The organism is Streptomyces sp. NBC_01426, from assembly GCF_036231985.1.
In the GTDB taxonomy this organism is placed as follows: domain Bacteria; phylum Actinomycetota; class Actinomycetes; order Streptomycetales; family Streptomycetaceae; genus Streptomyces.
Window position 1 is genome coordinate 682,565 of record NZ_CP109502.1, and the last position, 24,412, is coordinate 706,976.

The 24,412-nt window shown below is 71.4% G+C and carries 26 protein-coding genes; 22 read left to right on the forward strand and 4 right to left on the reverse strand.

Features of this window, described 5'->3' with window-relative positions:
- The first annotated feature begins 39 nt into the window (after positions 1–39).
- Together OG906_RS41845 and OG906_RS41850 are read left to right on the forward strand one after the other, a co-directional pair.
- Positions 40–933 carry an endonuclease/exonuclease/phosphatase family protein gene (locus OG906_RS41845; protein WP_190148945.1) on the forward strand — a complete coding sequence of 298 codons (894 nt, stop codon included), beginning with the start codon at positions 40–42 and terminating at the stop codon, positions 931–933.
- Between the two features lie 26 nt (positions 934–959).
- Complete coding sequence (locus OG906_RS41850; RefSeq protein WP_329449024.1) at positions 960–1,856, forward strand: endonuclease/exonuclease/phosphatase family protein; 897 nt, start codon at positions 960–962, stop codon at positions 1,854–1,856.
- Positions 1,857–1,916: 60 nt separating this feature from the next.
- Here OG906_RS41850 and OG906_RS41855 read toward each other — a convergent pair whose 3' ends face one another.
- Positions 1,917–3,227, reverse strand: coding sequence for a Twin-arginine translocation pathway signal (locus OG906_RS41855; RefSeq protein WP_329449023.1), 1,311 nt, complete (start codon positions 3,225–3,227; stop codon positions 1,917–1,919).
- A gap of 404 nt (positions 3,228–3,631) precedes the next feature.
- On the opposite strand from OG906_RS41855, the gene OG906_RS41860 reads away from it, so the two are divergent.
- From OG906_RS41860 to OG906_RS41920, 13 genes are all read left to right on the forward strand, one after another.
- A complete protein-coding gene (locus tag OG906_RS41860; protein ID WP_329449022.1) occupies positions 3,632–4,042 on the forward strand; it encodes a 6-pyruvoyl trahydropterin synthase family protein in 411 nt (136 codons plus the stop codon).
- Complete coding sequence (locus OG906_RS41865) at positions 4,039–4,785, forward strand: 7-carboxy-7-deazaguanine synthase QueE (protein ID WP_329449021.1); 747 nt, start codon at positions 4,039–4,041, stop codon at positions 4,783–4,785. Before OG906_RS41860 ends, OG906_RS41865 begins: the two co-directional genes overlap by 4 nt.
- Positions 4,786–4,836: 51 nt before the next feature.
- Entirely contained in the window at positions 4,837–5,463 is a 627-nt protein-coding gene (gene folE / locus OG906_RS41870) for a GTP cyclohydrolase I (protein WP_329449020.1), read from the forward strand.
- Positions 5,464–5,513: 50 nt separating this feature from the next.
- Positions 5,514–6,041: a phosphoribosyltransferase gene (locus OG906_RS41875; RefSeq protein ID WP_329449019.1), complete on the forward strand. Its 528-nt coding sequence runs from the start codon at positions 5,514–5,516 to the stop codon at positions 6,039–6,041.
- The gene (locus OG906_RS41880; protein ID WP_329449018.1) at positions 6,031–6,807 is read left to right on the forward strand and encodes a dTMP kinase; all 777 of its coding nucleotides are present in this window, start codon (positions 6,031–6,033) and stop codon (positions 6,805–6,807) included. Before OG906_RS41875 ends, OG906_RS41880 begins: the two co-directional genes overlap by 11 nt.
- Positions 6,797–7,834, forward strand: coding sequence for a radical SAM protein (locus OG906_RS41885; protein WP_329449017.1), 1,038 nt, complete (start codon positions 6,797–6,799; stop codon positions 7,832–7,834). Before OG906_RS41880 ends, OG906_RS41885 begins: the two co-directional genes overlap by 11 nt.
- Positions 7,831–8,937: a DegT/DnrJ/EryC1/StrS family aminotransferase gene (locus OG906_RS41890; RefSeq protein WP_229877997.1), complete on the forward strand. Its 1,107-nt coding sequence runs from the start codon at positions 7,831–7,833 to the stop codon at positions 8,935–8,937. The genes OG906_RS41885 and OG906_RS41890 overlap by 4 nt, the downstream gene beginning before the upstream one ends.
- An 86-nt stretch (positions 8,938–9,023) precedes the next feature.
- A complete protein-coding gene (locus OG906_RS41895) occupies positions 9,024–9,794 on the forward strand; it encodes a thymidylate kinase (RefSeq protein ID WP_329449016.1) in 771 nt (256 codons plus the stop codon).
- The gene (locus OG906_RS41900) at positions 9,791–10,588 is read left to right on the forward strand and encodes an HAD family hydrolase (RefSeq protein ID WP_329449015.1); all 798 of its coding nucleotides are present in this window, start codon (positions 9,791–9,793) and stop codon (positions 10,586–10,588) included. Before OG906_RS41895 ends, OG906_RS41900 begins: the two co-directional genes overlap by 4 nt.
- A gap of 28 nt (positions 10,589–10,616) precedes the next feature.
- Positions 10,617–11,585 carry a phosphoribosylaminoimidazolesuccinocarboxamide synthase gene (locus OG906_RS41905; RefSeq protein ID WP_329449014.1) on the forward strand — a complete coding sequence of 323 codons (969 nt, stop codon included), beginning with the start codon at positions 10,617–10,619 and terminating at the stop codon, positions 11,583–11,585.
- A 79-nt stretch (positions 11,586–11,664) separates the two neighbouring features.
- Entirely contained in the window at positions 11,665–12,342 is a 678-nt protein-coding gene (locus OG906_RS41910; protein WP_229877993.1) for a 3'-5' exonuclease, read from the forward strand.
- Between the two features lie 58 nt (positions 12,343–12,400).
- Positions 12,401–13,042 carry a mycothiol-dependent nitroreductase Rv2466c family protein gene (locus OG906_RS41915; RefSeq protein ID WP_329449013.1) on the forward strand — a complete coding sequence of 214 codons (642 nt, stop codon included), beginning with the start codon at positions 12,401–12,403 and terminating at the stop codon, positions 13,040–13,042.
- A gap of 142 nt (positions 13,043–13,184) precedes the next feature.
- Complete coding sequence (locus tag OG906_RS41920; RefSeq protein ID WP_329449012.1) at positions 13,185–14,018, forward strand: class I SAM-dependent methyltransferase; 834 nt, start codon at positions 13,185–13,187, stop codon at positions 14,016–14,018.
- Between the two features lie 89 nt (positions 14,019–14,107).
- Here OG906_RS41920 and OG906_RS41925 read toward each other — a convergent pair whose 3' ends face one another.
- Complete coding sequence (locus OG906_RS41925; RefSeq protein ID WP_190148933.1) at positions 14,108–14,668, reverse strand: NUDIX hydrolase; 561 nt, start codon at positions 14,666–14,668, stop codon at positions 14,108–14,110.
- 367 nt (positions 14,669–15,035) lie between these two features.
- On the opposite strand from OG906_RS41925, the gene OG906_RS41930 reads away from it, so the two are divergent.
- The 7 genes from OG906_RS41930 (at position 15,036) to OG906_RS41960 (ending at position 22,423) form a co-directional block, all read left to right on the forward strand.
- Positions 15,036–16,976 carry an ATP-binding cassette domain-containing protein gene (locus tag OG906_RS41930; RefSeq protein WP_443067515.1) on the forward strand — a complete coding sequence of 647 codons (1,941 nt, stop codon included), beginning with the start codon at positions 15,036–15,038 and terminating at the stop codon, positions 16,974–16,976.
- Between the two features lie 199 nt (positions 16,977–17,175).
- Positions 17,176–18,060 carry a phosphotransferase gene (locus tag OG906_RS41935; protein WP_190148932.1) on the forward strand — a complete coding sequence of 295 codons (885 nt, stop codon included), beginning with the start codon at positions 17,176–17,178 and terminating at the stop codon, positions 18,058–18,060.
- A complete protein-coding gene (locus tag OG906_RS41940; protein ID WP_229877991.1) occupies positions 18,057–18,530 on the forward strand; it encodes an NUDIX domain-containing protein in 474 nt (157 codons plus the stop codon). Before OG906_RS41935 ends, OG906_RS41940 begins: the two co-directional genes overlap by 4 nt.
- On the forward strand, positions 18,527–19,822 hold the full coding sequence (locus tag OG906_RS41945) for an MFS transporter (RefSeq protein ID WP_190148931.1): 1,296 nt from the start codon (positions 18,527–18,529) through the stop codon (positions 19,820–19,822). The genes OG906_RS41940 and OG906_RS41945 overlap by 4 nt, the downstream gene beginning before the upstream one ends.
- A complete protein-coding gene (locus OG906_RS41950) occupies positions 19,819–20,397 on the forward strand; it encodes a class I SAM-dependent methyltransferase (RefSeq protein WP_329449011.1) in 579 nt (192 codons plus the stop codon). The genes OG906_RS41945 and OG906_RS41950 overlap by 4 nt, the downstream gene beginning before the upstream one ends.
- 32 nt (positions 20,398–20,429) lie before the next feature.
- Complete coding sequence (locus OG906_RS41955; RefSeq protein WP_229877989.1) at positions 20,430–21,587, forward strand: bifunctional class I SAM-dependent methyltransferase/NUDIX hydrolase; 1,158 nt, start codon at positions 20,430–20,432, stop codon at positions 21,585–21,587.
- Positions 21,588–21,661: 74 nt separating this feature from the next.
- Complete coding sequence (locus tag OG906_RS41960) at positions 21,662–22,423, forward strand: PIG-L deacetylase family protein (protein ID WP_190148928.1); 762 nt, start codon at positions 21,662–21,664, stop codon at positions 22,421–22,423.
- On the opposite strand, the gene OG906_RS41965 is transcribed toward OG906_RS41960, so the two are convergent.
- Together OG906_RS41965 and OG906_RS41970 are read right to left on the reverse strand one after the other, a co-directional pair.
- Positions 22,415–22,933: a GNAT family N-acetyltransferase gene (locus tag OG906_RS41965; RefSeq protein WP_329449010.1), complete on the reverse strand. Its 519-nt coding sequence runs from the start codon at positions 22,931–22,933 to the stop codon at positions 22,415–22,417. The genes OG906_RS41960 and OG906_RS41965 overlap by 9 nt on opposite strands.
- Positions 22,930–24,213 carry a hypothetical protein gene (locus tag OG906_RS41970; RefSeq protein ID WP_329449233.1) on the reverse strand — a complete coding sequence of 428 codons (1,284 nt, stop codon included), beginning with the start codon at positions 24,211–24,213 and terminating at the stop codon, positions 22,930–22,932. Before OG906_RS41970 ends, OG906_RS41965 begins: the two co-directional genes overlap by 4 nt.
- Between the last annotated feature and the right edge of the window lie 199 nt (positions 24,214–24,412).

Consider the following 24,412-nt stretch of genomic DNA (forward strand, 5'->3'; position numbering starts at 1 on the left):
CCGTCCACCGTCGAGACCGTCAGCAAGGAGAACCCACACGTGACCGATGAACTGCGCGTCGTCTGTTGGAACATCGAGCACAACGGCCGCGGCCCGAGCGGAGGCGACGACCACCGCGACCTGGCCCGCGACATCCTCGCCGACATCGAACCGCACATCGTGCTGCGCCAGGAGCTGACCGGCGCGTGGGACCGGGGGAAGGCCGACCTGTACGCCGAGGCCAACCGGCTCGGCGGCCTCACGCCGTTTATGGCCGCGCCACGCGAGGGGCGCAGCCGCAACCCCGTCGGCGTGATGGTCGATCCCGCCCTGTTCCTCGTCGACGGCGAGTTCGAGCACGACCTGGCGTGGAAGCCGATCTGCAATCCCCGTGTCCGCCTCAAGGGGTGTCCGAAGTCACTGGATCTGGCGTCGGCCCACCTGTGCCACTTCGACCCGGACATGCGCGCGACCGAGGCGAGGAGGCTCACCACGCTCGCCGACCACGGCCGGAGCGCCCTCGTCGGGATGGACGCCAACAGCTACCCGCACCAGACGGCACTGGAGTCCGTGGCGCTCCCGGACTGGGACAAAGTCGCGGACCGCGTCCACTACCAGCACCGCACCATCGAGCGTGACGGCCGCCGCGTCTCGGACACCCGGCCGGATGAGATCCTCTCCGGCGGCGATCCGGTCTTCACCGATCTCGGCCTGCACGCCGCCACCACCCTCGGCCGGCCCGGCGCGCTCGCGGCGACGGCGAGTCTGAAGCGCACCGACCAGGGGGCGGCTCAGCGCATCGACCGCATGTACTGCACCCCCGATCTCGCCCCGGCCCTCCTCGCCTTCGATGTCCTGGCGACCGACGAGGTGCGGGAGGTGTCCGACCACGCCCTGCTCGTCGCGCGGTTCGACCTCAACGTCCTCCGCCAGGTCCTCACGCCTGCCCGCTGACACTTCTACCTCTGGGGGAAATCTCCATGCTCATCAACGCGGCGATCTGCAACTTCGAGAACAACGGCGGCGGCGACCGCGCACTGTGGCAGCGGATGCACGACAAGTTGGCGTCGCTCGACCTGCATCTGCTCCTGCGGCAGGAGGTGTGGAACGCGCAGGACGACGGCAACGCGCTCGCAGACGCGGCCGAAGCCGTGCTCGGCATGGCCGGACTGATCGGCCCCGAGTGCTGCACCGCCCTCTACCACGACACCAACCTCTTCACCCCCGCCGGCGAGTTCCCGAAGACCGGCCCGATGTGGGTGCTCCCGCCGACCGTGCGCAGCCTGCAGCTCGCTGGCACAGCCCCTGGCGCGGTCCCGTTGATCGTTGGCTCGTACCACCTCAACTACGGTTCCACCACCACGCGCCTGTCGGAGGCCGAGCGGCTGACCCAGTGGAACGACAGATGGGTCAAGGTCGACGGCCGGCGCGTCCACTACCCGGCGCTGCTCGGCGGCGACAACAACAGCTACCCCGTGCCCGGCACCCCGGGGGATCCGGCCCTGCCCGTCCTGGAGGAGATCCCCGACGAGCCCCACAGGGCGCACCGCTCCTACGTCGGGCTGGACGGCGTGCGCCGGATGGACGACCGACCGGACGACACCCTGCGCACCGCCGGCCTCCAGGACGTCGCCCGCCACCTCGCCACCACCGCGGGCAACACCACCGCGGTCGCGCCGACGGTCGACGCCTACGACACACACGGGCCGGACTCGCGCATCGACAGGATCTACGCCAGCAAGGAGCTCCTGCCCGCCGTGTGCGAGGTCGAGGTCATCGACATGAAGGGCCTGTCCGACCACCACACGGTCGTGGTGCGCCTGGACCGGGACACGCTCACCGACATCCTCAACAACCCGCTCACCCGGGCGGCGTGACCGATGTCCACAACCCGAGCCCCGCACTCACCGATGCGCCCCATCTGGCGTGTTGGAGGGCTAGGCCGCTGTTCCGTCGGCTCGGATCGGGGCCGGGAGGGTGCGCAGGCGTTCGGTCAGCTCGGTAGCCGAGCTGACCGCCGAGGCATCGAGCAGTCGTCCCAGTCGCGTCAGGCGGTCGCGGGCGGTCGCCCGGAGCCGTGGCGGCGGGATCAGATCGAGTACGCCCAGAGCGCGGGTGGCTGCCTGGTCCGGAGCGTCGCGGGCCTCCGCAAGCGCAAGGACGAGGGTGGCGGCCACCCACCCTGGTGTCTCGGCAGGCGCGGCGTCGATGGATTCAAGAGCGACGGCGGCGGCCCGGTCGAAGCGTTCGAGGGTGAGGTGAGCCTCGGCGACGTGAAGGCGGTGCTCGGCGCGGTCGTATCCGAAACGCCCGGGCAGTTCAACGCCCGTGCGCATGATCTCGTCGCTCTCGTAGACGACGTCGTCTGCCTCCGCGGTCCGGCCTGTGGCAGCAAGCGCAGGCAGCAGAGCCCACCCCAGGAGCTGGGCGCGCCGCAGGCCTTCGGGCGCATGCTGGAGTCCGTACTCGGCGTGTCCTCGAGCGTGCTCCCAGTCCTCACGTGCGGTAGCGACCATGGCCAGCGCCCCGCTGGCCCAGGCGGTGAGCGCCGGCTCGTGGGTGGACTCGCCGAGCGCGCCGGCCAGAGTGAGATGGGTGCGGGATCCGGCGCGGTCGCCCAGGTGATAGGCCAGGTTGCCGAGAAGCGCCGACAGCCAACCGACCTGCCTACGAAGGCCCTCCGCGATCTCGCGGTCCGCTCCCGCCACCGCGGTGGAGAGCAAGTTGCGCGTCTCGCGGACCTCTTCCAGCAGGACGGCCGGCGGATGCTTGCTGTAGTTGAGGGCGTAGTGCTCCACGGCCGCCTCGGCCAGGGCAACGAGGGCGAGGGAGCCGTCCGGCGCCTCCAAGACGGCCCACTGCACGGATTCGCGGATAGCAGGCAGCCCACTGGCGGTCGTCATGGATCCCCTTCGACTGGTGTTCGTCTCCTCGCGCTGGAACTGACCGTAGTGGAGCGGGGGCGGGGACGCGCACGTGCTGCACCACAGGCAGCGTGTCTCCAGGGCGAGCTGGTCGGGACGTGCCCCATACGCTCGCGAGATCATCAGCCGGTACTCGTCTCCGGGCTCCTCCTGTCCGTGCTCGTACCGGCACAGCGTGGCCGGCGTCAGCCCTGGCGGCAGCAGCCCATCGGACAGGTAGACGGCGGCGACCTCGCGGATCGCCTGGGGCCGCGACCATCCCAGAGCGAGGCGCCACGCCTCCAGGGCTGTCAGCTCTGGCAACGCCGTCCGGAGGATGGTCACGATCCGTTCCTGGGTGTGCCCGTCCCGTTGACATTGAGCACGAATCCGGGATGCCTCCCGCTGGATCTCCGCACGCCGACCTCGGGTAACTCCGCCCACTGCCCGGCCCTCCGCCGCTCGGCCAAATCCCTGAGCCGTCCAGGCCGACGAGGCCCCCGGACGCACATTGCGCAGACCCGTCAATGTTCCTACAGAACACCGGCAATGACGGCTAGTCAGTCGCGAATGCATCGTGATGAGCAGCGTCTACCGCGCTCTGAACCGCACCTTGGTCCGCCCGTCTGCTCTGGTCTTGGAACGAGGTGCGAGCGTCCAAGCCGCCAGGGATCGCCGCCAGCGGCCGACCCGATGCGCATCCCTGTGGCGGCCATGGCCGCCTCGTCATCGACTCTCGAAGGAAGATCATGGATTTGAGTTCCGTTCAGCTGCCGCCCGGGGCCTTCACCATCGGCAAGAAGTTCGGATTCGAGGCCGGCCACCGCCTTCTCGGGCTGGCGCCCGAGCACAAGTGCGCCCGCCAGCACGGCCACAGCTACGAGGTCGAGGTCCTCCTGACCGCCCCCACCCTGGAGGGGCCCGGCTTCGTGACGGACTTCGGCGCGCTCGCCCCGTTCAAGGAGTTCCTGGCCGCCGAGCTGGACCACCGCAACCTGCACGAGATCCTCCCCTTCGAGCCGACCTCGGAGCGCCTGGCTCAGTTCCTGGCCGGCTGGGTCATCCAGAACCTCCAGCCCAAGATCCCCGGCCGCCTGGTCGCCGTCCTGGTACGCGAGACGGCGAGCAGCTGGGCTCGCTTCGACGTGGAGGAGCGGTGACCACCTTCGAGCCGATCGACATCGACCCGGCGGCAAGCGACGCCGCACTCCGGCTGATCGTCGCGGAGTGCTTCGGCGTCAAGGTGCCGACCTTCCAGGGAGAGGGCCCGAGCTGCGGGCACCCCGCCCTGTTCATCCGCCTGTCCCGATGCAACCTCAGCTGCACCAAGTGCGACACGAAGTACACGTGGGACTGGGACCACTTCGACCCCCGCAAGGAGTCGACGAAGCAGACGGCGGCGGACCTCGTGGCCTGGGTCACGTCCTCACCGGTGGAGCTGATCGTGATCACCGGTGGGGAGCCGCTGCTCCAGCAGGCCCGCCTGGTGCCGCTCGTCCAGGGACTGCTGGCCGCCGGGAAGCGGGTGGAGTTCGAGACGAACGGCACCATCGCGCCCGTCCCGGAGCTGGTGGTCGACGGGGTCCGCTTCAACGTGTCGCCCAAGATCGCCAGTTTCGGCATGGACGAAGCCAAGAGCGTGGTGCCCACCGTGCTCGAGGCGTTCGCAGCGTCCGGGCGAGCGACGTTCAAGTTCGTCGCCTCCTCGGTGGCCGACCTCGACCGCATCGCCGAGCTCGCCGATTCGCACCGGCTGACGCCGGTGTGGGTGATGCCCGAGGGCACCACCGCAGACGAGATCACCGCCACGACCCGGGTCCTCGCTGACGCGGTCGCGGCCCGGCACTGGTACTTCACCACCCGGCTGCACGTGTTGGCCTTCACGGACGCGCGAGGCCGCTGATCTCCCGCCCCTGCCACTTCGTTCCCCTGCCCCCGGAAGCGAGAGAAGCCCATGACGACGTCAGTCACCGGCCCTGAGGCGGCCCTGAGTGCCGCCGTACCCGCACCCGCCCGGTCCGCGCCGGGCATCGACACCAACCGCGTCGCCGGCCTGATCGCCCAGCTCCTGGTCGAGCTGGGCGAGGATCCCACCCGGGACGGGCTGACCGGCACCCCGGGCCGCGTCGCGGCCTGGTGGAAGGCGTTCCTGTCCCCCGACGGCGCCGCAGTGGACACCTGCTTCACCGAATCCCAGCTGAGCGGCCAGCTGGTCATCGTGGGCGGCATGAACGTCTGGTCGCTGTGTGAGCACCACATGCTGCCCATGAGCCTGGAGGTCACCGCCGGATATGTACCGGACGGTGAGGTGCTGGGCCTGTCCAAATTCGGGCGGATCGCACAGCGCTTCGCTGGTCGGCTCCAGGTCCAGGAACGCTTCACCCGCCAACTCTTCGGATACCTCACCGACGTGATCGGGCGCGAGGACGTCGCCGTCCGCGTACGCGGTACGCACCTGTGCATGAGCATGCGGGGCGTGCGGATGGATGCCGCCCGCACCACCACGTTGCAGGTGGGCGGACGGTTCAAAAGCGACCCGGTGCTCTCCCAGCAGTTCCTCACCCTCGCCGCCGCCCAGTGACGCGCTCCCAGGTACCGGCAGGCGAGTCGACCGAGAAGGAGGTAGAGCAGATGGAACCATCGTCGACTTCACCGTTACGTGCTGACCGGCCCGGCCCGCTGTTCCTGACGTGGGACGACCTCACCACCGCGACGGCAACCCTCGCGCATCAGGTGGCGGCCGCAGAGGTGCCGCAGGTGGTGGTGGGTATCGTCCGCGGCGGCATGATCCCGGCCGCGTGGCTCGCCCACCGGCTCGCGATCCGCGACGTGCGGACCGTCGAGGTCACCCGCACCACCAGCGACGGCATCAACGCCGCCAAGAGCACGGTCCCCATCGTCCGCAACCCCGCGTCGCTCGGCGACCTCACGGGCCTGGACGTGCTGCTCGTCGACGACATCGCCGGCAGTGGCGTGACCCTCGCCCACACGGCCCGGATGATCCATGACCTCGGCCCCGCCCGGGTGCGCACCGCGGTCCTCGCCGTGAACCGGGCCAACTGGACGCAGAGCTCCGACCCCCACCGCGACATCGACTACATCGCCTCGTTGACGGACACCTGGGTCGTCTTCCCCTGGGAGGAGCAGCATGAGCGCTGAACTGGGTTCCCCGGCCGGGCGCGCCGCGGGTCGGAGGGCGACGGGCACGACGGCCCCCGTCCTTCCCGTGCCTCGTGCCGCTGCTGGCCGTGTCCGGCCGTTGTGGGTGAGCGTCGAGGGTCTCAACGGGGCGGGCAAGAGCGAGGCGATCCGTGCGGTCGCGGCCGAGCTGGGCCCGCGGTGCGTGCGGCTGAGCGAGCTGACGGACCAGGACGGCGACACGCTGCCGGGCCAGGTGATCGCCGCTCTCCGCTCGACAGAGGACGTCTTTCTCCGGACGGGGTATCCCGTCGTCGAGACCCTGGCCTTCCTCGCTCTGAAGGTCCGCGAGTACGAGCGCCTGAGCGAGGGCGACTTGACCGGCGTCGAGGTGATCCTCGAAGACCGTGGGGTCGATAGCACGGCCCTCTACCAGGCGGTGATCCTGGCCGCCCAGCACCCGGGCGTACAGCCTCAGGCACTGGCGGAGCGCATCCTGGCGACCATGGCGCCATGGCGCCCTGCCCCCGACGCGACGGTCCTGCTGACGTGCGACCGGGAGGTCGCCACCAGCCGGTTCGCCGCCCGGACCGGCCGGGTGCTCGACGGCCGGGACCTCGAGGTGATCGAACAGGCCGACGTCCTCTACCGCGAGTTCGCCCGCGCCCACCCAGACCGGTTCACCGTGCTGGATGTGAACGGCTGCAGCCGGGCCGAGAGCGCGAAGGCACTCCGGACGGCCGTGGAGGACCTGATCCAGCGGCGGGAGGCCGTCCATGCGTCGTGACATCACGCTCCTGTGGGGACTGCGGTCCCGCTGCGCCGTGGCTTGTCTGTACTGCTACTTCGGCACCGTGGAGGAGCACAAGGTCAGCCCGCCGGACCAGCTCGGCATCCTGTCGCACATCTCCCGCAACGACCTGAGCCGGGAGGAGATCACCGCGTTCGCGCGGACCCTGGAGGGCTCCCCGGTCGAGCGGGTCGTCATTGCCGGCGGCGAGCCGCTGGACTGGCCCGCCGCCCTGGACCTGATCGAGATCATCAAGAACGCGGGATGCGAGGTGGTCATCGCCACGAACGGCATCCCTCTCACCCGCCCGGGGATCGCCGAACGTCTCATCGAGCTTCGAGTGGACGGGGTGTCGGTGTCCCTGGACAGCGTGGACCCGGTTTCCAACGATCGTCTGCGGCCCTCCCGCTCCGGGAAGTTCGGCCACGCCGACGTGGTGGCCGGCATTCAGGCACTGCTGCGGGCCCGCGGCAACGGCCCGGCGCCGCGGGTCGGGATTTACAGCGTGGTGATGCGGCCGGCGCCGCAGGAGATCACCCAGGTGGCGCGGCTGGGCGCCGAGCTCGGCGTGGACTATTTCGTGCCGCAGCCGATCTCCCTTACACCCGATCACAAGCTGTTCGACGAGCTCGCGCACACCCCCGAGGACACGGTGACCGTGGCCCAGGAACTGGCCCAGCTGCAGGCCGACCCGGCGGGCCTGGAGGTTCCCTCGCCCGGCTCGATGCTGCGCTTCGTCTCCGCGATCTCCACCCAGGCCGGCGGGCGCGTGCAGGAGTGCTTCGGCGGTGCGCAGCTGTTCTTCGTCCAGCCGGACGGCTCGCTGTGGGACTGCCCGTCCGATCGCCGGATCGCCGCGACCCCCGCCGAGCGGCGGCGCACGATCGCCGGGGCGGACGCCCGGACGCTTTTCGACGGGCGGCCCCCGTGCACGGACTGCTCTCACTTCAGCCGGGACTGCGTGAACATGTGGCCCCTGGTCCTGGACATGCCGCGCCTGCTCAACAAGGAGTCCAGCCGGTGAACCTTCCCCCGCCCCCTGACAAGGCGCCGCTCCTGCAAGAGGTGACCGCCAGCCTGTCGGCCATGCCCGACCCGGCAGCCTCGGGCCATTTGCGACGGTTCGAGGACGAAGCCGCGCACGCTCTCGGCACCGCGCACGCGGTCGCCGTGTCCTCGGGCACCGCTGCTCTGCACGCCGCGCTGTCCGCGTGCGGGATCGGACCGGGAGACGACGTCCTCGTACCAGCGCTCACCGTGATCATGACTGTGGCACCTCTTCGTGCTCTCGGGGCCACGCCGGTGTTCGTCGACAGCGACCCGGCCACCCTGGACCTGGACTACGAGGACGCGGCCCGGAAGGTCACCACGCGGGCCCGGGCGATCATCCCGGTCCACCTGTGGGGCCGCATGGGAGACCCCGGCGCGCTGGCAGCGTTCGCGTCCGAGCACGGACTCGCGGTCGTCGAGGACGCGGCCCAGGCCGTCGGCACCGTCCGTAACAAACGGCTGGCCGGCACAGTCGGCACGGTCGGCTGCTTCAGCATGAAGGACGGCAAGATCCTGTGGAGCGGCGAAGGTGGGTTCCTCACCACGGCCAGCGGCCGGGTCGCTGAGCACGCGCGCGCCTTCCGCAGCCACTGGCAGCCCGCCCCACCGGGAGAGGCCCCGCTCAGCCGCTTGGCAACCAACTCCCGCCTCGCCGCGCCCCTGGCCGCCCTCGCCCTGGCCAACCTCCGCCGCCTGCCTGATCTGATCGAACGGCGCCGCGCCCAGACCCGATACCTCCTGAACGCCCTGGAGCGGGTCCCCGGGCTGACCGCCCTCGCCCCTGCCGCAGGTGAGGAGTGGAACGGCTTCTCCCCGCTGCTGCACATCGGCCTTCCCAGCCCCCGGGCATTCGCCGAACATCTCGCGCAGCAGGGCGTGCCGAACTCCACCGGCAGTTTCCGCCTCGTGCCCTGCGACACCCGGCCCCCTTTCCCCCGGCCGGAGCAGCCCTGCCGCGGCACGGCCGAGATCCTCGACCACACGCTCGCCGTCGTCCTGGCCGAGGGCGACACCCAGGCCACCCTCGACCACTACGCCGATGTCATCGCCCAGGCGGCCGCCGCGTGGGCACCGTGACCGCCGACCGGGAAGCCGGTACCGCCGGACCCGTCCGCGCATGCCGCTCCGGCGCCCTGTCCTCGTCTCCGAAAGGATTCCCGCCCGTGACGATCACCCCGGTACGCCACGCGTGCACGCGCGGCCCGCTGATCTCCGCCGAAGGACTCAACGGCGTCGGCAAGACCTACCTGACCAACCGCGCCGTCGAAGCCCTCGACGAGAAGCCGTTGATGCTGGACGAGTTCTCCCAGCGGGCGAACGGACGCCCCGGACTGGGCGAAGCCCTGCTCCAGGCGCTGCGCGCGGCCAGCGCCGGCGACCCGTTCCTGCGCGGGGGCACACCCATGGCCGAGGCTCTCCTCCTGATGGCCATCAAGCGCCATGACCTCGACACCCTGCTCCCCGACCTGGCCGGTGGGCGCACGGTCGTCGAAGGCCGCAGCGTCGACACCACGGCGGTGTGCCAGGCACTGCTGCTGCACCCCGATCACCCGGACCAAGCCCTGGAGACGGCCCTGGCCCTGCTCGACCTCGCCTCCTTCTACCGGCCGCTGCCCGATCTCACGATCCTGGTCACCGACGACGCCGACCAGGCGCTGGTGCGCGCGCAGCGTCGCGACCGGCGGGTCTTCACCCCCGAGCAGGCCACATTCATGCGCCGGGCGTGCGCGCTGTTCGAACGGGTCGCCGCCACCGATCCGGCCCGCTACCGCGTCATCGACCGGCGCGTCATCGACGAATACGAGGCCGCCGCGCAGATCCGTGACTGGATCGGCGGCGCCGGGCCCGGCCTGGACTGCCTGCGTGAGCCGTGGGCGGGCGAGGGGGCGCCGTGCATGTGCTGCGGACAGCGCGCGGAAGTGGTGCCGGCATGAACAAGAGGACCCTTGCATCGAGCAGCCCGAACCCTGCCCTCGGCGCGAGCTGCTCGCCAGCCATCCCCGACGGCATCCTGGCCGTGATCTTCGACTTCGACGGAACCCTCGCCGACACGACGGCCAACCAGGAGCAGTCGCTGCGGGCGGCACTCCAGCCGTACGGGCTCGACCTGGACACGGACTGGTACCGCCGACGCTTCGGCCTGTCCATCCACGACCTGCTCGCCGCGCTGCCGGGCGCACGGCAGCTGCCCCACGACGAGATCATCGGCCGTAGCCGCGCCCACCTCCTGGCACACATGAACACCATCGCCCCCATCGCGTGCAGCGTCGCGCTCCTGCACGCGGCGCGCGAAGCCGGGCTGCCCTGCGCCGTGGCGTCGGCGGCCAGCCGCATCCTCGTCCATCCCGGGATCGAGGCCCTGGGCTTGGCCCCCCAGTTCGAAGCTGTCGTCACCCGGGAGGACGCCGCACGCGGCAAGCCCGCCCCCGAACTGTTCCTGGAGGCCGCCCGCCGCATCGGCGTCCCGCCGGAGCGCTGCCTCGCCGTGGAAGACGCCCCGGACGGCATCGCCTCCGCGCTCGCCGCCGGCATGCACGTGCTCAGGGTGGTCGACGGCCACCTGGCCCCCACCGGCGATAGCGACGAAGACACCACGGGCCTGCCGTCACGAGCCGGAGTTCCGATGCCGCCCGGCTGCGCGCTCGGGCTGGCTGCTGCCCGCCGGGCGGCCACCCAAAGCGGCCCCGCATCGGTCCCCGCGCCGTCCACCGCCGATTCCGACCGGTGACGGCTCCCGGCCGTCGCAGCAGAGGAGCATGATGCCCGTCCTCCACTCGACCAAGAACCTGAAGGTCGCCACCCCTGTCACGCAATCCAGTGCGGGCGTCGGGATCTTCGAGTACACCGACGCCTACACGGTGTTCCACTACGGCCGGATGCCGGACCTGATCCCCGGCAAGGGCGAGGCCATCGCCCGCATGGCCGCCTTCAACTTCGCCCTGCTGGAGGCGGCCGGCGTGCGAACCCACTTCCGCCGGTTCACCGCCCCCCGCCACATCGAGTTCGATCTCGCCCGCCTACCCGCCCCGGACGCCGTGCCCCTGGCCCCCGACGTCCGCAACACCCTGCTCCCCGTGCAGGTCCTTGTCCGCACCGAACTCCCGCAGGGCAGCTCCGTCCACCGCCGTCTCGCAGCCGGCACCCTCACCCCGGCCCAGGCCGGACTCAGCTCCCTCCCCGCGGTCGGGGAGGAGCTGAAGGACCCGCTCGTCGAGTTCGCGACCATGCTGGACGACGTCAACCAGTACATCGACGCGGCACAAGCCCAACGCCTCACGGGCCTCGACGACGACCGGTTCCAAGCCCTGCTCGACACCACCGTCACAGTCAACCGCGTGCTGACCGAACACGCGCGCACGGTGGGCCTGCGGCACTGCGACGGCAAACTCGAATTCGTGGTGGCGGCCGACGGCGGCCTCGTGCTCGCCGACAGCCCCGGCACGCCCGACGAGAGCCGCCTGCTCTTCGACGGCGTGCACTGCGGCAAGCAGGTCCTGCGGAACTGGTACGTCAACAACGGGCTCGAAGTCCCCGTCAACCAGCTGATCGCCGAAGGCGTGCCCCGGCACCGGTGGCCCACTCCTACCCCATTGCCGGGCGAGTTCCTGCCGGTGATGTCCGACCTCTACCGGTCCCTGAGCGAGACCTGGACCGGCGAGCGCCTCTGGAACGCGCCGGATCTGCCCGCGGCCACGGCGGCCGTGGTCCGGCTCATCGGGCACTGACGAGAACCCACCCGGGCAGGCGCTGGCACGTGCTCTCCTCGATGAGCAGGGCGCGCGCCAGCGCTGCCACCCAACCGAGATGAACGGCGAACCTATGGGCAGTTTGACCGACGACCCCGACTTCCGGGCAACGACGTTCGTGGTCATCGACTTCGAGACGACGACGCCGACGGGCTACCCGGCGCAGCCCATCGAAGTCGCGGCTCTCGCCCTGCGCTGCCCAGATGGTGCGTGGACGGAGGCGGGCCGGAGTACCTCCCTCATCCGGCCGCCCGCGTTCGCCCCGGTGACACCGGCCGACACGGCCCAGACCGGCCTGACAGCGGCCGAACTGGCAGGCGCCCCGGACGTGGCGCACGTCATGGGCGCCCTGGACCGGCGCTTCACCCCTGGCGGCCGGTACCTGCTGGTGGCGCAGCACGCCGCGACCGAGGCGAACGTCATCCACAACGCCCGAGAGCACTGCCCGGCCCTGTCCCGTGTCGACTTCCTCGACACCATCCCCCTCGCCAAGTACCTGGTCCCGGGCCTGGCGAACTACAAGCTCGACACCCTGCTGGCGCACTTCGCCATCGCGCAGCCGGCCGCCCGCCACCGGGCCTACGCCGACGTCGACGTCACCGCGCAGGTGTTCCTCCGCCTCCTTGGTGCTGCAGACGACGCCGCGCAGCTCGCCGACCTCGCCGCCCTGGTGAAGGTGGCGGGGCGCACCGCCAAGAGCAACATCCCAGTCCAGGGCGGGCTCTTCAACATCTAGCCCATCCGCCCGACAACGTAGCCATGCAGTGCCACTCGCAGATTGGACGGTACGCATCATGACGATCGCCGAAGAGACCCGCGGCGACGAGGTCCAGGTCCCGTTCTGGTTCGATCCGCTGTGCCCCTGGGCCTGGATCACCTCCCGCTGGCTCCTGGAAGTCGAGCAGGTTCGGCCGGTGCGCGCCGACTGGCGGATCATGTCGCTCGCCTACCTCAACCTCGACCAGCGGGGCGGCAAGGGCATCAGCGAGGACTACCGGGAGCTGATGAACACGGCCTGGGGGTCGGTGCGGGTCTGCGCCGCCGCCGCCGAACACGCCGGCCGCCCCGTGCTGGGGCCGCTGTACACGGCCATCGGCACCCGGCTGCACAACCAGCGGCGCCGCGAGGACCCCACCGTCATTACCGAAGCCCTGGCGGAGGCCGGGCTGCCGGCCTCGCTGGCCGCGGCGGCCTCCAGCACGGAGTTCGACCAGCGCATCAAGGACTCGCACCACGAGGCGTTCGACGAGGTCGGCCTCGACGTCGGGACCCCCGTCCTGCGGATCGCCGGCACGACCCTGTTCGGTCCCGTCATCACTCCGGCCCCCCGCGGCGAAGCCGCCGGACAGCTCTGGGACGGCCTGGCGTTGGTCGCGGCGACGGACGGCTTCTTCGAGCTCAAGCGGAGCCGCAACGTCAAGCCGTCCTTCGACTGAGCCCACCGCGACCCGACCGGCTTCAAGGACACGCAAAACACCCGGCCCCGCACCGCCGGTTCGGTTCGGTTCGGTTCGAGCGGATCCAGATCACCTCCACGCCCGCCACGTGCGGCACCCGACCACGAGAGCGAGGAACCCGTTGGAGTACGACGCCCTCACCGGCTGGGACGACGACATCACCGCCGAGACCTACGCCGCCTTCACCCGGGCCTACCCCATGTACAGCGCCTCCAGCCGCGATCTGGCCGCGCGTGCCGACCTCACCCGCAGTCGTGTGATCGTCGACCTGTGCGGCGGCACCGGTACGACGGCCGAGGCGATCCTCGCCCTGGCGCCGCCCGACTCCACCGTCTTCTCCCTCGACAGCTCCGCCGCCATGCAGAGCATCGGCCGCCGACTCCTGAGCGACCCCCGGCTGACTTGGGTCAACGGCTCTGCCGAAGGTTTGGCCGACCATGTCCCGGCGCGCAGCGTGGATGCCGTCGTGTGCAACTCGGCGGTGTGGAAGACGGACGTCGCCGCTGTGGTCACTGCGGTGCGCCGTGTACTGCGGCCCGGAGGCCGGTTCGTCTTCAACATCGGCGGCGCCTTCGCCGGGGTCACCCACCCCGACGCGCTGTCCCCGCCGACCGGGCCTTCTCTCAGCGCCCTGATCGAGCAGATCGCTAACCGGGACTACGGCATCGTCCCGCCGACGGCCGCCGTCCCTCCGAAGCTCCCGCTCCCCATGATCACCGGGCTGCTGGCCGATGCCGGGCTGCACGTTGTCGCCGCGGAGGTCACCGGCCAGCACACCACGACCGCTGAGAGGGCGGCCTGGCTGTCCATTCCCGTCTTCGCCCACCCCGAGGGCGCCCTCTCCTACGAGCAGAAGATGGCGATCCTCGCCGAGGCCACCGCCCAGTCCAAGCCAGACGACGTCACGGTGACGAGCTGGCTCGTGATCGTCGCCGAGCTTCCGGCAGAGGCATGACGCCGAACGCGCTTGCCCCGGCGTCTTCTATGACGGCATGTTCCCTGCCCGTCAGCCGGCCGCCACGAGAGCTTCCGGTGGCGCAGGGGTTACCTGATTCCGGTCGATGTGGTGACCGCCCGCGCGATCCGGGGCCCGACGAGGCGCTCCGCGAGATCCAGCGGGTACCAGGCGGCGCCGGTCACCTCGGACTCCTGGATACGCCCGACCTCGGCGTCTGCCGTCGTGAAGACATAGCCGAAATCCAGGTGGTAGTGGTCCGGCTCGCCCTTTGCGGGCCTGGCCGGCACCCGGCCGAACTCGACATAGGCAGGGTGCGCAGAGACGAGGGCGACCTGTCCAGGGTCGATGCCGGTCTCCTCGGACAGCTCCCGCAGCGCCGCGCCGACCAGCGTCGTATCGGTCGGCTCCAGATGACCGCCTGGCTGCAAAGTGATCCCGTACGCGAGGTGTTCGATCAGAAGGACCTCGGCGTGGTCCCGGACCAGCAGCGCGCCGGCGGTGACGTGCATCGGGAAGGTCCGCCGCGAGGCGACCCCCCGGCCTTCGGCCAGGAGCCGCAGAGGCTCGGCCAGTTGTCCGGCCTCTTGCGGGTAGCGCTCAAGGTAGGCGGTGAGCACTCCCGCGATGTCGGAATCAGTGATCGCCACAGGTCATCGCCCTCCGCTCGTCCCGAGGAGGGTTCCGCCGGGATGGGCCGCTCGAGGGCGGCCACCAAGCACGTGCACAGTCAGCTCCACAAGAGTCGTGGCGTACCGGAAGCCCCGCACTCTACAAGTCCGACGGGCCCCATACGCACCAACGCGCCCGCTGGCGTACGGCGCTTGGGAACCTCGGCGATTCGGCCAAACGCCCTTTGTGGCAGTGCCGTTGCGAGAGCTGGGTCGGTGCTGTTCCCACGGTTCCTCGAACGCTCTATCCCGGGACTTCAGGACCGACCGAAAAACGTGTGTTCGATATCCGGGCTGTGTCGTTGAGCCTCGCGAACCAGCCGTGACGACCGACAGGGGGATCGACTTGACCTCGGGCAGCACAGCCGCACAGCCGAGCACGGACGAAGCGGAGGGGACCCCACCCGACAGCGGGGGCGCGGCGCAGGAGGAGGAGTTCCAGTACCGGGACGAGTCCCGGATCCAGGCCGGCGCGCAGATGACGACGACCACGATGGCGCGGCGCCTGCCCGTGCTGGTGCGCCGGTCGCTGCGGATGGCGTGGCAGGTTGACCGGGGCGCGACGGCCGGACTGCTCGCGTGCCAGATCGGCACCGGCGTGCTGGCCGCACTGGGCCTGTTCGCCGTGACCGGGACCCTCACCGCGCTGATCGCCTCCGGCGACATCACCGAGCGGCTGCGGGAGGCGGCTCCGCAGCTGGCCGTCATCGCGGTGGCTGCCGGGCTGCGCGCCCTGCTGGGAGTCACGGTGACCTGGCTGACCGGGCGGCTGCGGCCGGTGCTCGCCCGGGCCGCGGAAGTCAGCATGGTCGAGGCGGCTCTCGGCGCCGAGGCCGCGGCGAACAACAAGCCGGGGTACAACGACCAGTACGACATCGCCGACCGCGGCGCCCAGGTCACTCCCGACCTCGTGGAGGAAGCCCAGGACGTGCTGGCCGCCACGGCGACCCTCGCCGCCGGCGCGACCGTCCTCACCGTGATCCACCCGATTCTCCTGCCTCTGCTGCTCCTGGCGTGCCTGCCGCAGGCCGCCGCGTACGTGCGCGCGGCCCGCGTGGTGTACCTCGCGAGCCTGGAGACGTCGGGGCGCCGACGGATGCTGCACAAGCTGCGCTGGCACATGTCCTACATGGAGTCCAGCGAGGAGATGCGAGCCTGCCTGGCCGGCCCGTTCCTCCTCGGCCGCTACCGGCGCCTGGCCGCCTCCGTCAACGTCTCCGAGCGCGAGGCCGCGAACACCGGGGCCTGGATGGGCCTGGCCGGCGCGGCGGCCGGCGGAGTCGCCTCGGCGGCGGTCTGGGCGACCCTGCTGTGGCTCCTGGTCTCCGGCCGGATGGACCTGGCGGCGGGCGGCGGCGCGGTCTTCGCCCTGCAGACGGCGACCGGCTCCGTACGCGGCATCATCAACGGCGGGGCCCGGCTGGTGCGCACCGGCTGGTACGTGCAGGACTGGCAGAACTTCATCGACAACGCGCACGGGCAGGCGATGGTGGCCTCGCGTGGCTCCGAGATGCTGTCGGCGCCGCCGGAACGGTTCGAGGTCCGCGACGTCACCTACCGGTACGACGGTGCGGAGAAGGACAGCCTGGCCGGGGTATCGCTGAAGGTACGGCGCGGGGAGATCGTGGCGCTGGTCGGGGAGAACGGGTCAGGGAAGACGACTCTGTCCCGGCTGATCTGCGGACTGCTGCTGCCGACCTCCGGGGAAGTGGCCTGGGATCACACGACCACCGCGCGGCTGGAGCCGTGGGAGGCGTGGAAGCACGTGGCGGTCGCGCCGCAGCGGTTCACCTACCTGCCGCTGACGCTGCGCGACAACGTCACCCTGGGGCAGGGCGACCCCAGCGACGCCGCGCTCATGGCGGCCTGCGAGGCGTCCGGAGCCGCGGACATGCTGCCCGCCCTCCGTTCCGGCCTCGACACCCTCCTGACCAGCGAGTGGTTTGGCGGCCACCAGCTGTCCGGCGGGCAGTGGCAACGCGTCATCCTGACCAGGGCCTTTCACCGGAAGGCCGAGCTGCTGGTGATGGATGAGCCCACGGCCGCGCTCGACGCCCGGGCGGAGCACCACGTCTTCACCGGCCTGCGGGACCTGGCCAAGGACCGCGCCATCCTTCTGATCACGCACCGGCTCGCCAACGTCGCAGTGGCCGACCGGATCGTCGTCCTCGACCAGGGCCGCCTCGTCCAGGAAGGCACGTACGCGCAGCTCACCCGCGAGCCCGGGCTCTTTCGGACCCTGTGGGAACTGGAGCAGCGCACCGGCGGCGCGCCCGATCCGACCTGATCCCCTGCCCGCAGTACTGAGCCGACTCCGGCCGGCAACGGCCAGGGTCGGCCGCCGCCGGCCTGGTCTGCCCATCCGGCACTCCGACGATCAACGCGACCGACACCCCGGGAGGAACCGTGTTCCCCGATCTCACCGAATCTGATGGCGGTGCGTTCTGCCGCTCCGCCGTCCCGCGCCCGGTCGCGAGGTGTGCCGGATGAGCTCGACGAAGCCGCTGCCCGCGGCCCTGAAGCGTTGGGCGGAACAGCGGATCGGCCCCGTCGTGTCCGTCCGCGACGCCTCGCACAGCTGGGACCGCTCCCGGGTGTGGGATCTGGAGGGCGAACGCGGGGTGCACCACTACCTGAAGGTCTCGCCCTCGGTGAAGTTCTTCACCCGGGAGAGCCGGGCCTACCGTCACATCGTCCCCGCACTCGGACACACCCGGGCGCCCCACCTCGTCGACAGCCGCGCCCAGGACCTGGCCCTGCTGCTCACCGCGGTTCCCGGCGCCCCGGCGAAGGAACTCGGATTGGGCGCCGCCGGGTGGCGGACCGTGCACCAACAGGCCGGGGCGCTCTGCGCCCGGCTCCACGAGGCCGGGCCACTCGACCGCGGCGACCAGGTGGAGGCCGAAGCCTCTTTGTCCGCCGCCGCTGACGGAGCGGAGAAGTACCTGGCTCGCGCCGGGGACCGGCTCAACCAGGACGAGCAGCAGCTGATCCGGGACCACGCCGCACGCCTTCGCCGCGTCGGCCCGGTACCCGTCGGCTACATCCACGGCGACAACCAGCCGAGGAACTGGCTGTGGTCCACGAGCGGGCTCGCCCTCATCGACTTCGAACGGTCCCGGCCGGCCGCGCGCGTCCAGGACCTCGTCATCCTCGCCACCACCCAGTGGGCCGACCATCCGGACCGCGAGAAGGCGTTCCTCCTGTCCTACGGGCGGGAGCTGTCCGACGCCGAGCGGCACGCGCTCCGCTGCCTGACCGCGCTGGACGCGGTCAACTGCCTTGCCTGGGGCCCGGACAACGGCGACGCCGAGGTCACCGCCCGCGGTCGGCGGACCCTGGACAGGCTCATGAAGGAGGACCGGTCGTGAGCGCCGTACACCGGAGCATCGGGAACGTCATGGTCCTGCTCCAGCGTCCTGGCGACGGCCGGATCCTGACCGTCCGGCACCAGGCGACGTCGTGGCACTCCCCCGGGATGCTCACGGTCGTCGGAGGACGCCTTGAGGACGGCGAGTTCCTCGACGAGGGAGCGGTGCGCGAGCTCGCCGAGGAAGTCGGCATCCACATCAGCCCGGACCGCCTGCGGTTCTGCCAGCTGCTCCACTTCCACGCGGCGGACGGTGAGCGGGTGATCGGCGCCGCCTTCACGGTGCGGGAGTGGGAGGGCACCCCGTACAACCGCGAGCCGGGCACGCACACCGAGCTGGTGTGGGTCGACCCGACCGCCCCGCCCCCCGACTGCCACCCCTTCACCCACGCGGTCCTCACCCACTTCTCCACCGGCCGGCTCTACGCCAACGTGATCGCCCCAGAACTGCTGGGCGGTGAGGCCGGGTGACGACCTCCACCCAGACGGCCAAGGCCTCGACGGTCACCTCCCCGGATCTGCGCCGCTTGGTCGCCAGCGAGTGCGCGAGCCTCTCCGGATCCGCGGTTAGCACCGTCGCCCTCCCCACCCTGGCCGTGCTGGAACTCCACGCCTCCACCACCCAGATCGCCGCGCTCGCCTTCCTCGGCCAACTCCCGAATGCCGTCGTGGCGCTCCCGGCCGGCGCGCTCTCGGACCGCTACGCCAAGCGCCCCCAGATGATCGCCGCGGACCTCACCGCCGCCGCGGGCCTCGCGACCATCCCGGCCGCCGCCTTCGCCGGAGTGCTCGGCATCGGCCAGCTGTACGCGGTCGCCGTCATCCTGGGCATCACCAAGATCGTGCACGACGCGGCCGCCATCAGCTACCTGCCCGTCCTCGTCGAACCTCACCTGCTGCAGCGCGCGAACTCCCGGCTCGGCGCGGCCTCGTCGGTGGCCGACAGCGCGGGCAGCAACGCGGGCGCCGCGCTGGTCGGCGCCATCGGCGCCGCCCGCTCCGTCCTCGCCGACGTCCTCTCCTACCTCGTCTCCGCCCTTCTCGTGTGGCGCATCCGCACCCCCGAGCTGGTCGCCGCTCCGCCCGAAGGCCGCCGGACCCTCTCGCGGGACATCGGTGAGGGCCTGCGCTACGTGGCTGGGCAGCCCACGATCCGCACAGTGATCGCGGCCCTGTCCACGCTCAGCTTCGGCCTGGCGGTCATGAACACGTACTGGGCGTACTACCTCCTCGTCGACCTGCATGTATCCCCGACGGAGTTCGGCGTGATCATGGGCGTCGGCGGGGCGGGCAGCCTGGCCGGGGCGCTCCTCGCCCCGCGCATCGCGTCCCGCTTCGGCATCGGACCGACGATCATCATCGGGTTCGCGGTCAGCCCGCTGGCCCAGATCCCCCTCCTGCTCGCCGGACCCGGACTCCGTTGGCAGATCGCGCTCGCCGGGACGCTGGCCGTTCAGCTGTTCTGGGCCACAGCCTCCGGGACGAGCCAGAGGTCCCTGAGGCAGATCCTGTGCGAGCCCCGCTTCCAGGGCCGCATGCAGGCCGCGAGCACCACGGTGACCGCGGGAGCCCGGCCCCTGGCCTCCGCGGCCGCCGGCGCCCTGGTCCTCTTCCTCGGCGTCCGGGGAACCCTCACCGTCGGGGCGGTCCTCGAGATCGTCCCCGTGATCCTCCTGCTCGTCTCCCCTGTCCGCGCCCTGCGGGACATGCCCGTCCCGCCCGGGCGTACCGCCGTGCCGCCCGCCCGTGAAGGAGCCTCATGACGACGACCGCGACCGCCGCCTACTGGGAACCGCTCTGGGCAGGCGGTCGTCGCTACCGGCAACTCGACGGCCCCGAGAACCGGCTGATGGATGAACACCTCGGCCCCGGCCGCGGACGGCCGGCCCTCGACATCGGCTGCGGCGACGGCGCCCTGGCCCGCCACCTTCACCACGAGCTCGGATACCGCACCACTGGCATCGACATCTCCCCCAGCGCCGTCGCACTCGCCGCCGCCCACGACGAAGGTCCCACCCCCGGTCCGGCGTGGCGGTGCGTCGACATCACCACCAGCGACCTCACGGACCTGCCGGAGCCCGCATACGCGGTCATCACCTGCCGCCTCGTCTACCGGTGGATGGAGGACAAGACAGCCTTCCTCAACCGCGTCCGCCATCTCCTTGTCCCCGGCGGGACGTTCTGGGTGGTCACCGAGATCGCCGGACGCCGCGAGGACACCGACCCTCTCCGAGGTCTCGGGATCAGACCGGCCGAGGTCGAAACCCTCACCTCCGGCTGGTCCGCCGTCCAGGCCGCCGACCTTGACGTGCTCCGCTGCTACGCCCTGCACCCCTGACCCCCACTCACCCCTTGCCGATGGAGGACTCGGTGACCACCGAGAAGGACACCCTCGAAATCTGGAACACCTACGGCACCCACCAGATCACCAGAGGACTTCAGCTGCCCGAACTGGACCGGTGGGACTGGGGAATCCCGGAGACCGGCCCCGGCATCAACGCCCTCGGTGAGGTGGCGGGACTACGCGTCCTCGACCTCGGCAGCGGCCTCGGCCGGCACGCCGCGAACCTGGCCGCCCTGGGCGCCAAGGTCACCGCCGTCGACGCCTCACCCGCCCAGCACCAGCGCGCCCTCACCCGCTACCCGGACCACCCCGGTCTGCACCTGGTGTGCGCCGACGCAGTGGACCACCTGCGCGCTGCCGACCCGTACGACCTGATCTACTCCGTCGGCTCCCTGCCGTATCTGGACCCCAACCGGCTGCTGCCCGCCCTGGCCAACGGCCTCAAACCGGGCGGACGCCTGGTCTTCTCCGCGCTGCACACCAACTCGGACGGCGCCGGGCCCTCGAACGAGGTGACCCCGCGCCCCGAGATCCTGCGGCTGCCCGGCACGACCCAGGACCACCCCGTGAACATGTGGGTCCTCAGCGTGCAGCTCTGGGAAGACCTCCTGGTCCAGCACGGCCTCACCCTGGACTCGGTCACAGCGATCGACTCTCCGACGACGGACAACGCGGTCTCCTACCGGCTGTACACGGCCCGCCGTCCGGAACGCGTGCCGAGCCGTCCCCGCACCAACGCACCTCCCCCGCCGAACACCGCGCTCGGCGTCGGTGTGATCGTGCACGGCCCGGACGGCATCCTGCTCGGCCGACACCGGCGCCGTACCTGGGAGCTCGCCGGCGGGACCGTCGAACCGGGCGAGACGTTCGCCGAGGCAGCCGTCCGCGAGCTCCACGAGGAAGCCGGCCTCGTAGCCGAGCCCGACGACGTACAGGTGCTGGGCACGCTCCTGGACCGGGTGGGCGACGTCGTACGGCTGACGGTGCCCGTCCTGATCACCCGCTGCTCCGGCACCCCCCGTCAACGCGAAGAGACCATCGGCTCCTGGCGGTTCTGGCCTCTGACCGCGCTGCCCCAGCCGTTGTTCGTGCCCAGCGCCCAGTGCCTGACCGCCTGGAACCCCGCCCTCCCGCTCGACCACCCGGCCGCCCACTTCCAGCCGTACGCCTCCCCAGGCCGCTAGCCCGGCACCGACCACCTCCCGCGACCACGTTCGACAGAAAAGGTCTTACCGTGCCTCCGTCCTCTTCTGCGTCCATGCCGTCCCTGCTGGGCATCTTCGGCCATCCGGACGACGAGTCCCTCCTGGCCGGCGGCGTCTTCGCGCAGCACGCCGCCGCGGGCGCCACGACCGCCGTGGTCACCGCCACCTGGGCGCCCGACAGCCACCGGGCCGGCGAACTCGCAGAAGCCCTGGACATCCTGGGGGCGGGCAGGCCGCGCATGCTGGGATTCGCCGACGCTCGCATCCCCGACTCCGCGCCCGGCCGGCCCCGGCTCTGCGACGCCCCGCTGGAGGAGGTAGCGGGGCTGATCGTCGAACACATCCGCGCCGTACGGCCACAGGTCGTCGTCACCCACGACGCCTACGGCCAGCTGACCGGCCACCCGGACCACCTCCGCACCCACCAGGCGGCGCTGCTGGCGTTCCACGCCGCGGGCCTGGAACACCTCTACCCGCAGGCCGGGGCTCCGTGGCAGCCCGACTCGCTGTACGCCGCGACGCATCCACATTCGGGGGTGGGCGAACTGGGTGCGCTGTTGACGCGGGTTGGCAAGAAGGTGCTCAGCGTGCCGGACGGACACGTCACCGAGACGGTCGACGTGAGCGACTGCACGGACCGGAAACTGGCCGCGATCTTGGCACACCGCAGCGAAGCCGCGCGGGAGCGGCCCCTTCCCGGAATCCTCTCCCGGCTTCCCGCAGCGGAGCGGGAGTCGATCATCGCGACGGAGTACTTCACCCTCCTCGGCAGGAAGCCGGCGCCGGGCGGGGCGGTCCTCCAGCAGTCACCGTGAGCTGCTGCCGAGGAGCTTGGTCATGGCCCGGTTGACTCGGGCGTCGCGTCCGGCGACGTAGGAGGGGCAGGGCAGGTAACCGGCCCGATGGTAGAGAGCGAGGGCGGCGGTGTTGCGCCGTCCGGTCTCCAGCATGATCCGCGTCGCGCCGCGGCTGGCAGCATGCCCTTCGAGACGTTGGAGGAGGTACCGGCCGATTCCGTGGCCGCGAGCTTCACCGGAGACGTACATGCGTTTGATCTCTGCAGTGTGCTCATCGAGGAGGCGTACGCCTCCGCACCCGACCGCCTCGTCGCCGACGTGGGCGATGAGGAACAGGCCGGCGGGCGGGTCAAAGTCCGCCTCGGGGGTGGCGTCCGGGTCGTCGGCGAAGCCGTACAACGTGTGCTGTTCGGCGCGGAGGGCCTGGGTCAGGCGCCGGGCGTCCGGGTGGTCGTAGTGCGCGGCGGTCACGGAGGGCGTCAGGCGTATCGCGGCCGGGGCGTCGGAGGCGGTGGGCACGAAGGTCATGAAGCCGATAGTGCCCTGTCGACGGCGGTGAGCGCACGGGCGCCGTCCGGTGCGCGCATGCGGGCGCCTGCTGAACGGCGGATCCGGCGCAGGAGGTTGCGGCAGCGGATGGACTGCACGTCGGGTACCCGGTCGGCGAGTTGCAGGAGGGTGGCTGCGGTGGCGTCGGGGTCGCGGGCGAGGAGGTGGGCGTGCGCGAGGTGGATGCCGTGCAGGAGGGCGGAGCGGGGGAATCCGCTGGTGGGGCCGTGGTCGGTGAGGGGGGACAGGAGCGTGGTCGCCTCGGCGAGCAGGCGCCTGGTGTGGGCGGGGTTGGTGGCGGCGAGTTCGACGAGGGCGTGGCCGGCCTCGGCGGAGACCTGTTCGGGGGTGAAGTAGTACAAGGAGGGCGGGTCGTCGTCGCGGCGGTGTTCCAGGAGGGTTCGGCAGCGGTCCGTGGCGTCCCGGAAGGCGCTGATGTCGCCGGCCGCGGCGTGGGCGGTGGCCATGCGGCCCCAGGCGCGGGCGCGGACGACGGGGCTGCTGCGGGCGGTGTGGTCGACGGCGGCTTCGGCGTAGCGCAGGGCAGCGGCGGGCTTGCCGGTCGCGGCGTGCTGGTAGGCCAGCATGCCTAAGACGTTGGCGACCGTGGTGGTGTCGCCGGCGGCTCTGGCGAGGCGGATCGCGAGGAGCTGGTAGCGCTGAGCGGCCGCGTTGAGGTCGGCGTCGAAGGCCATCCACCCGCTGAGCTGGGCCATGCCGCTGGCGGTGGCGAGGAGGCGGGTGCCGACGTCGGTGGTGTAGCTGCTGCTGCGGACCAGGTCGAGGACGCCGGCGAGTTCGATGCGCACGTACCGCTGGGACAGGGCTCCGCCTCCGGCGGTGTCGTCCAGGCGCCGCAGGCGGCCGAGGTGGCCTTCGAGGACGTCGACGAACGCGGGCAGGACCTGCTCCTGGGTGCCCGGTGCAGCGGTGCGCAGCGGGCTCTGTCGGGTGGCGTCCCAGACGGCGCTCAGGAGCTGGCTGTCGCCTGCCGGGTGGAGGATGGCCTGCTCTTGCGGTTCGGTAGCGGTCCATGCGGTGGCGGTGGCCAGGACGTCGGCGACCGAGCGGCGGCCGACGAGGTCGTCGGTGGCGGTCTTCTCGGCCGTCGCGCCGCCCGCAGCGGGCTCTCCCCAGAGGTCCGCGGCGTTGAAAGGTTCGCCGGTGGCCTCGGTGAGGACGGTGGCCGCGAGCCGGCGCACGGTCGCGGAGCGGGGCCTGGTGCCGTTGAGCCAGGCCCGGCCGGCAGTCAGGTGCAAGGTGGGCTGGCCGGCGGCTTCCAAGCGGGGGTTGAGGGCCCGGACGAGATCACGGGGTGTCCACCGGGCTGCCCGGAGGGCGGCGGCCAGGGCCTGGTTCGAGGGGGCGCGGACGCCGACCCGGCGTCCGCCGACGTCGCGTCGCGGAGGGTCATCACGCCCGGACGCTACGTCAGATCTCCTGTGTGGGGCGCGAATT

Bases quoted from the DNA above. Each gene is read 5' to 3' on its own strand.
- OG906_RS41910 (WP_229877993.1), top strand. From the start codon at position 11,665: ATGAACGGCGAACCTATGGGCAGTTTGACCGACGACCCCGACTTCCGG.
- OG906_RS41885 (WP_329449017.1), top strand. From the start codon at position 6,797: ATGCGTCGTGACATCACGCTCCTGTGGGGACTGCGGTCCCGCTGCGCC.
- OG906_RS41850 (WP_329449024.1), top strand. From the start codon at position 960: ATGCTCATCAACGCGGCGATCTGCAACTTCGAGAACAACGGCGGCGGC.
- folE (WP_329449020.1), top strand. From the start codon at position 4,837: ATGACGACGTCAGTCACCGGCCCTGAGGCGGCCCTGAGTGCCGCCGTA.
- OG906_RS41880 (WP_329449018.1), top strand. From the start codon at position 6,031: ATGAGCGCTGAACTGGGTTCCCCGGCCGGGCGCGCCGCGGGTCGGAGG.
- OG906_RS41965 (WP_329449010.1), bottom strand. From the start codon at position 22,933: ATGACCTTCGTGCCCACCGCCTCCGACGCCCCGGCCGCGATACGCCTG.
- OG906_RS41905 (WP_329449014.1), top strand. From the start codon at position 10,617: ATGATGCCCGTCCTCCACTCGACCAAGAACCTGAAGGTCGCCACCCCT.
- OG906_RS41950 (WP_329449011.1), top strand. From the start codon at position 19,819: ATGACGACGACCGCGACCGCCGCCTACTGGGAACCGCTCTGGGCAGGC.
- OG906_RS41875 (WP_329449019.1), top strand. From the start codon at position 5,514: ATGGAACCATCGTCGACTTCACCGTTACGTGCTGACCGGCCCGGCCCG.
- OG906_RS41935 (WP_190148932.1), top strand. From the start codon at position 17,176: ATGAGCTCGACGAAGCCGCTGCCCGCGGCCCTGAAGCGTTGGGCGGAA.
- OG906_RS41915 (WP_329449013.1), top strand. From the start codon at position 12,401: ATGACGATCGCCGAAGAGACCCGCGGCGACGAGGTCCAGGTCCCGTTC.
- OG906_RS41960 (WP_190148928.1), top strand. From the start codon at position 21,662: ATGCCGTCCCTGCTGGGCATCTTCGGCCATCCGGACGACGAGTCCCTC.
- OG906_RS41900 (WP_329449015.1), top strand. From the start codon at position 9,791: ATGAACAAGAGGACCCTTGCATCGAGCAGCCCGAACCCTGCCCTCGGC.
- OG906_RS41860 (WP_329449022.1), top strand. From the start codon at position 3,632: ATGGATTTGAGTTCCGTTCAGCTGCCGCCCGGGGCCTTCACCATCGGC.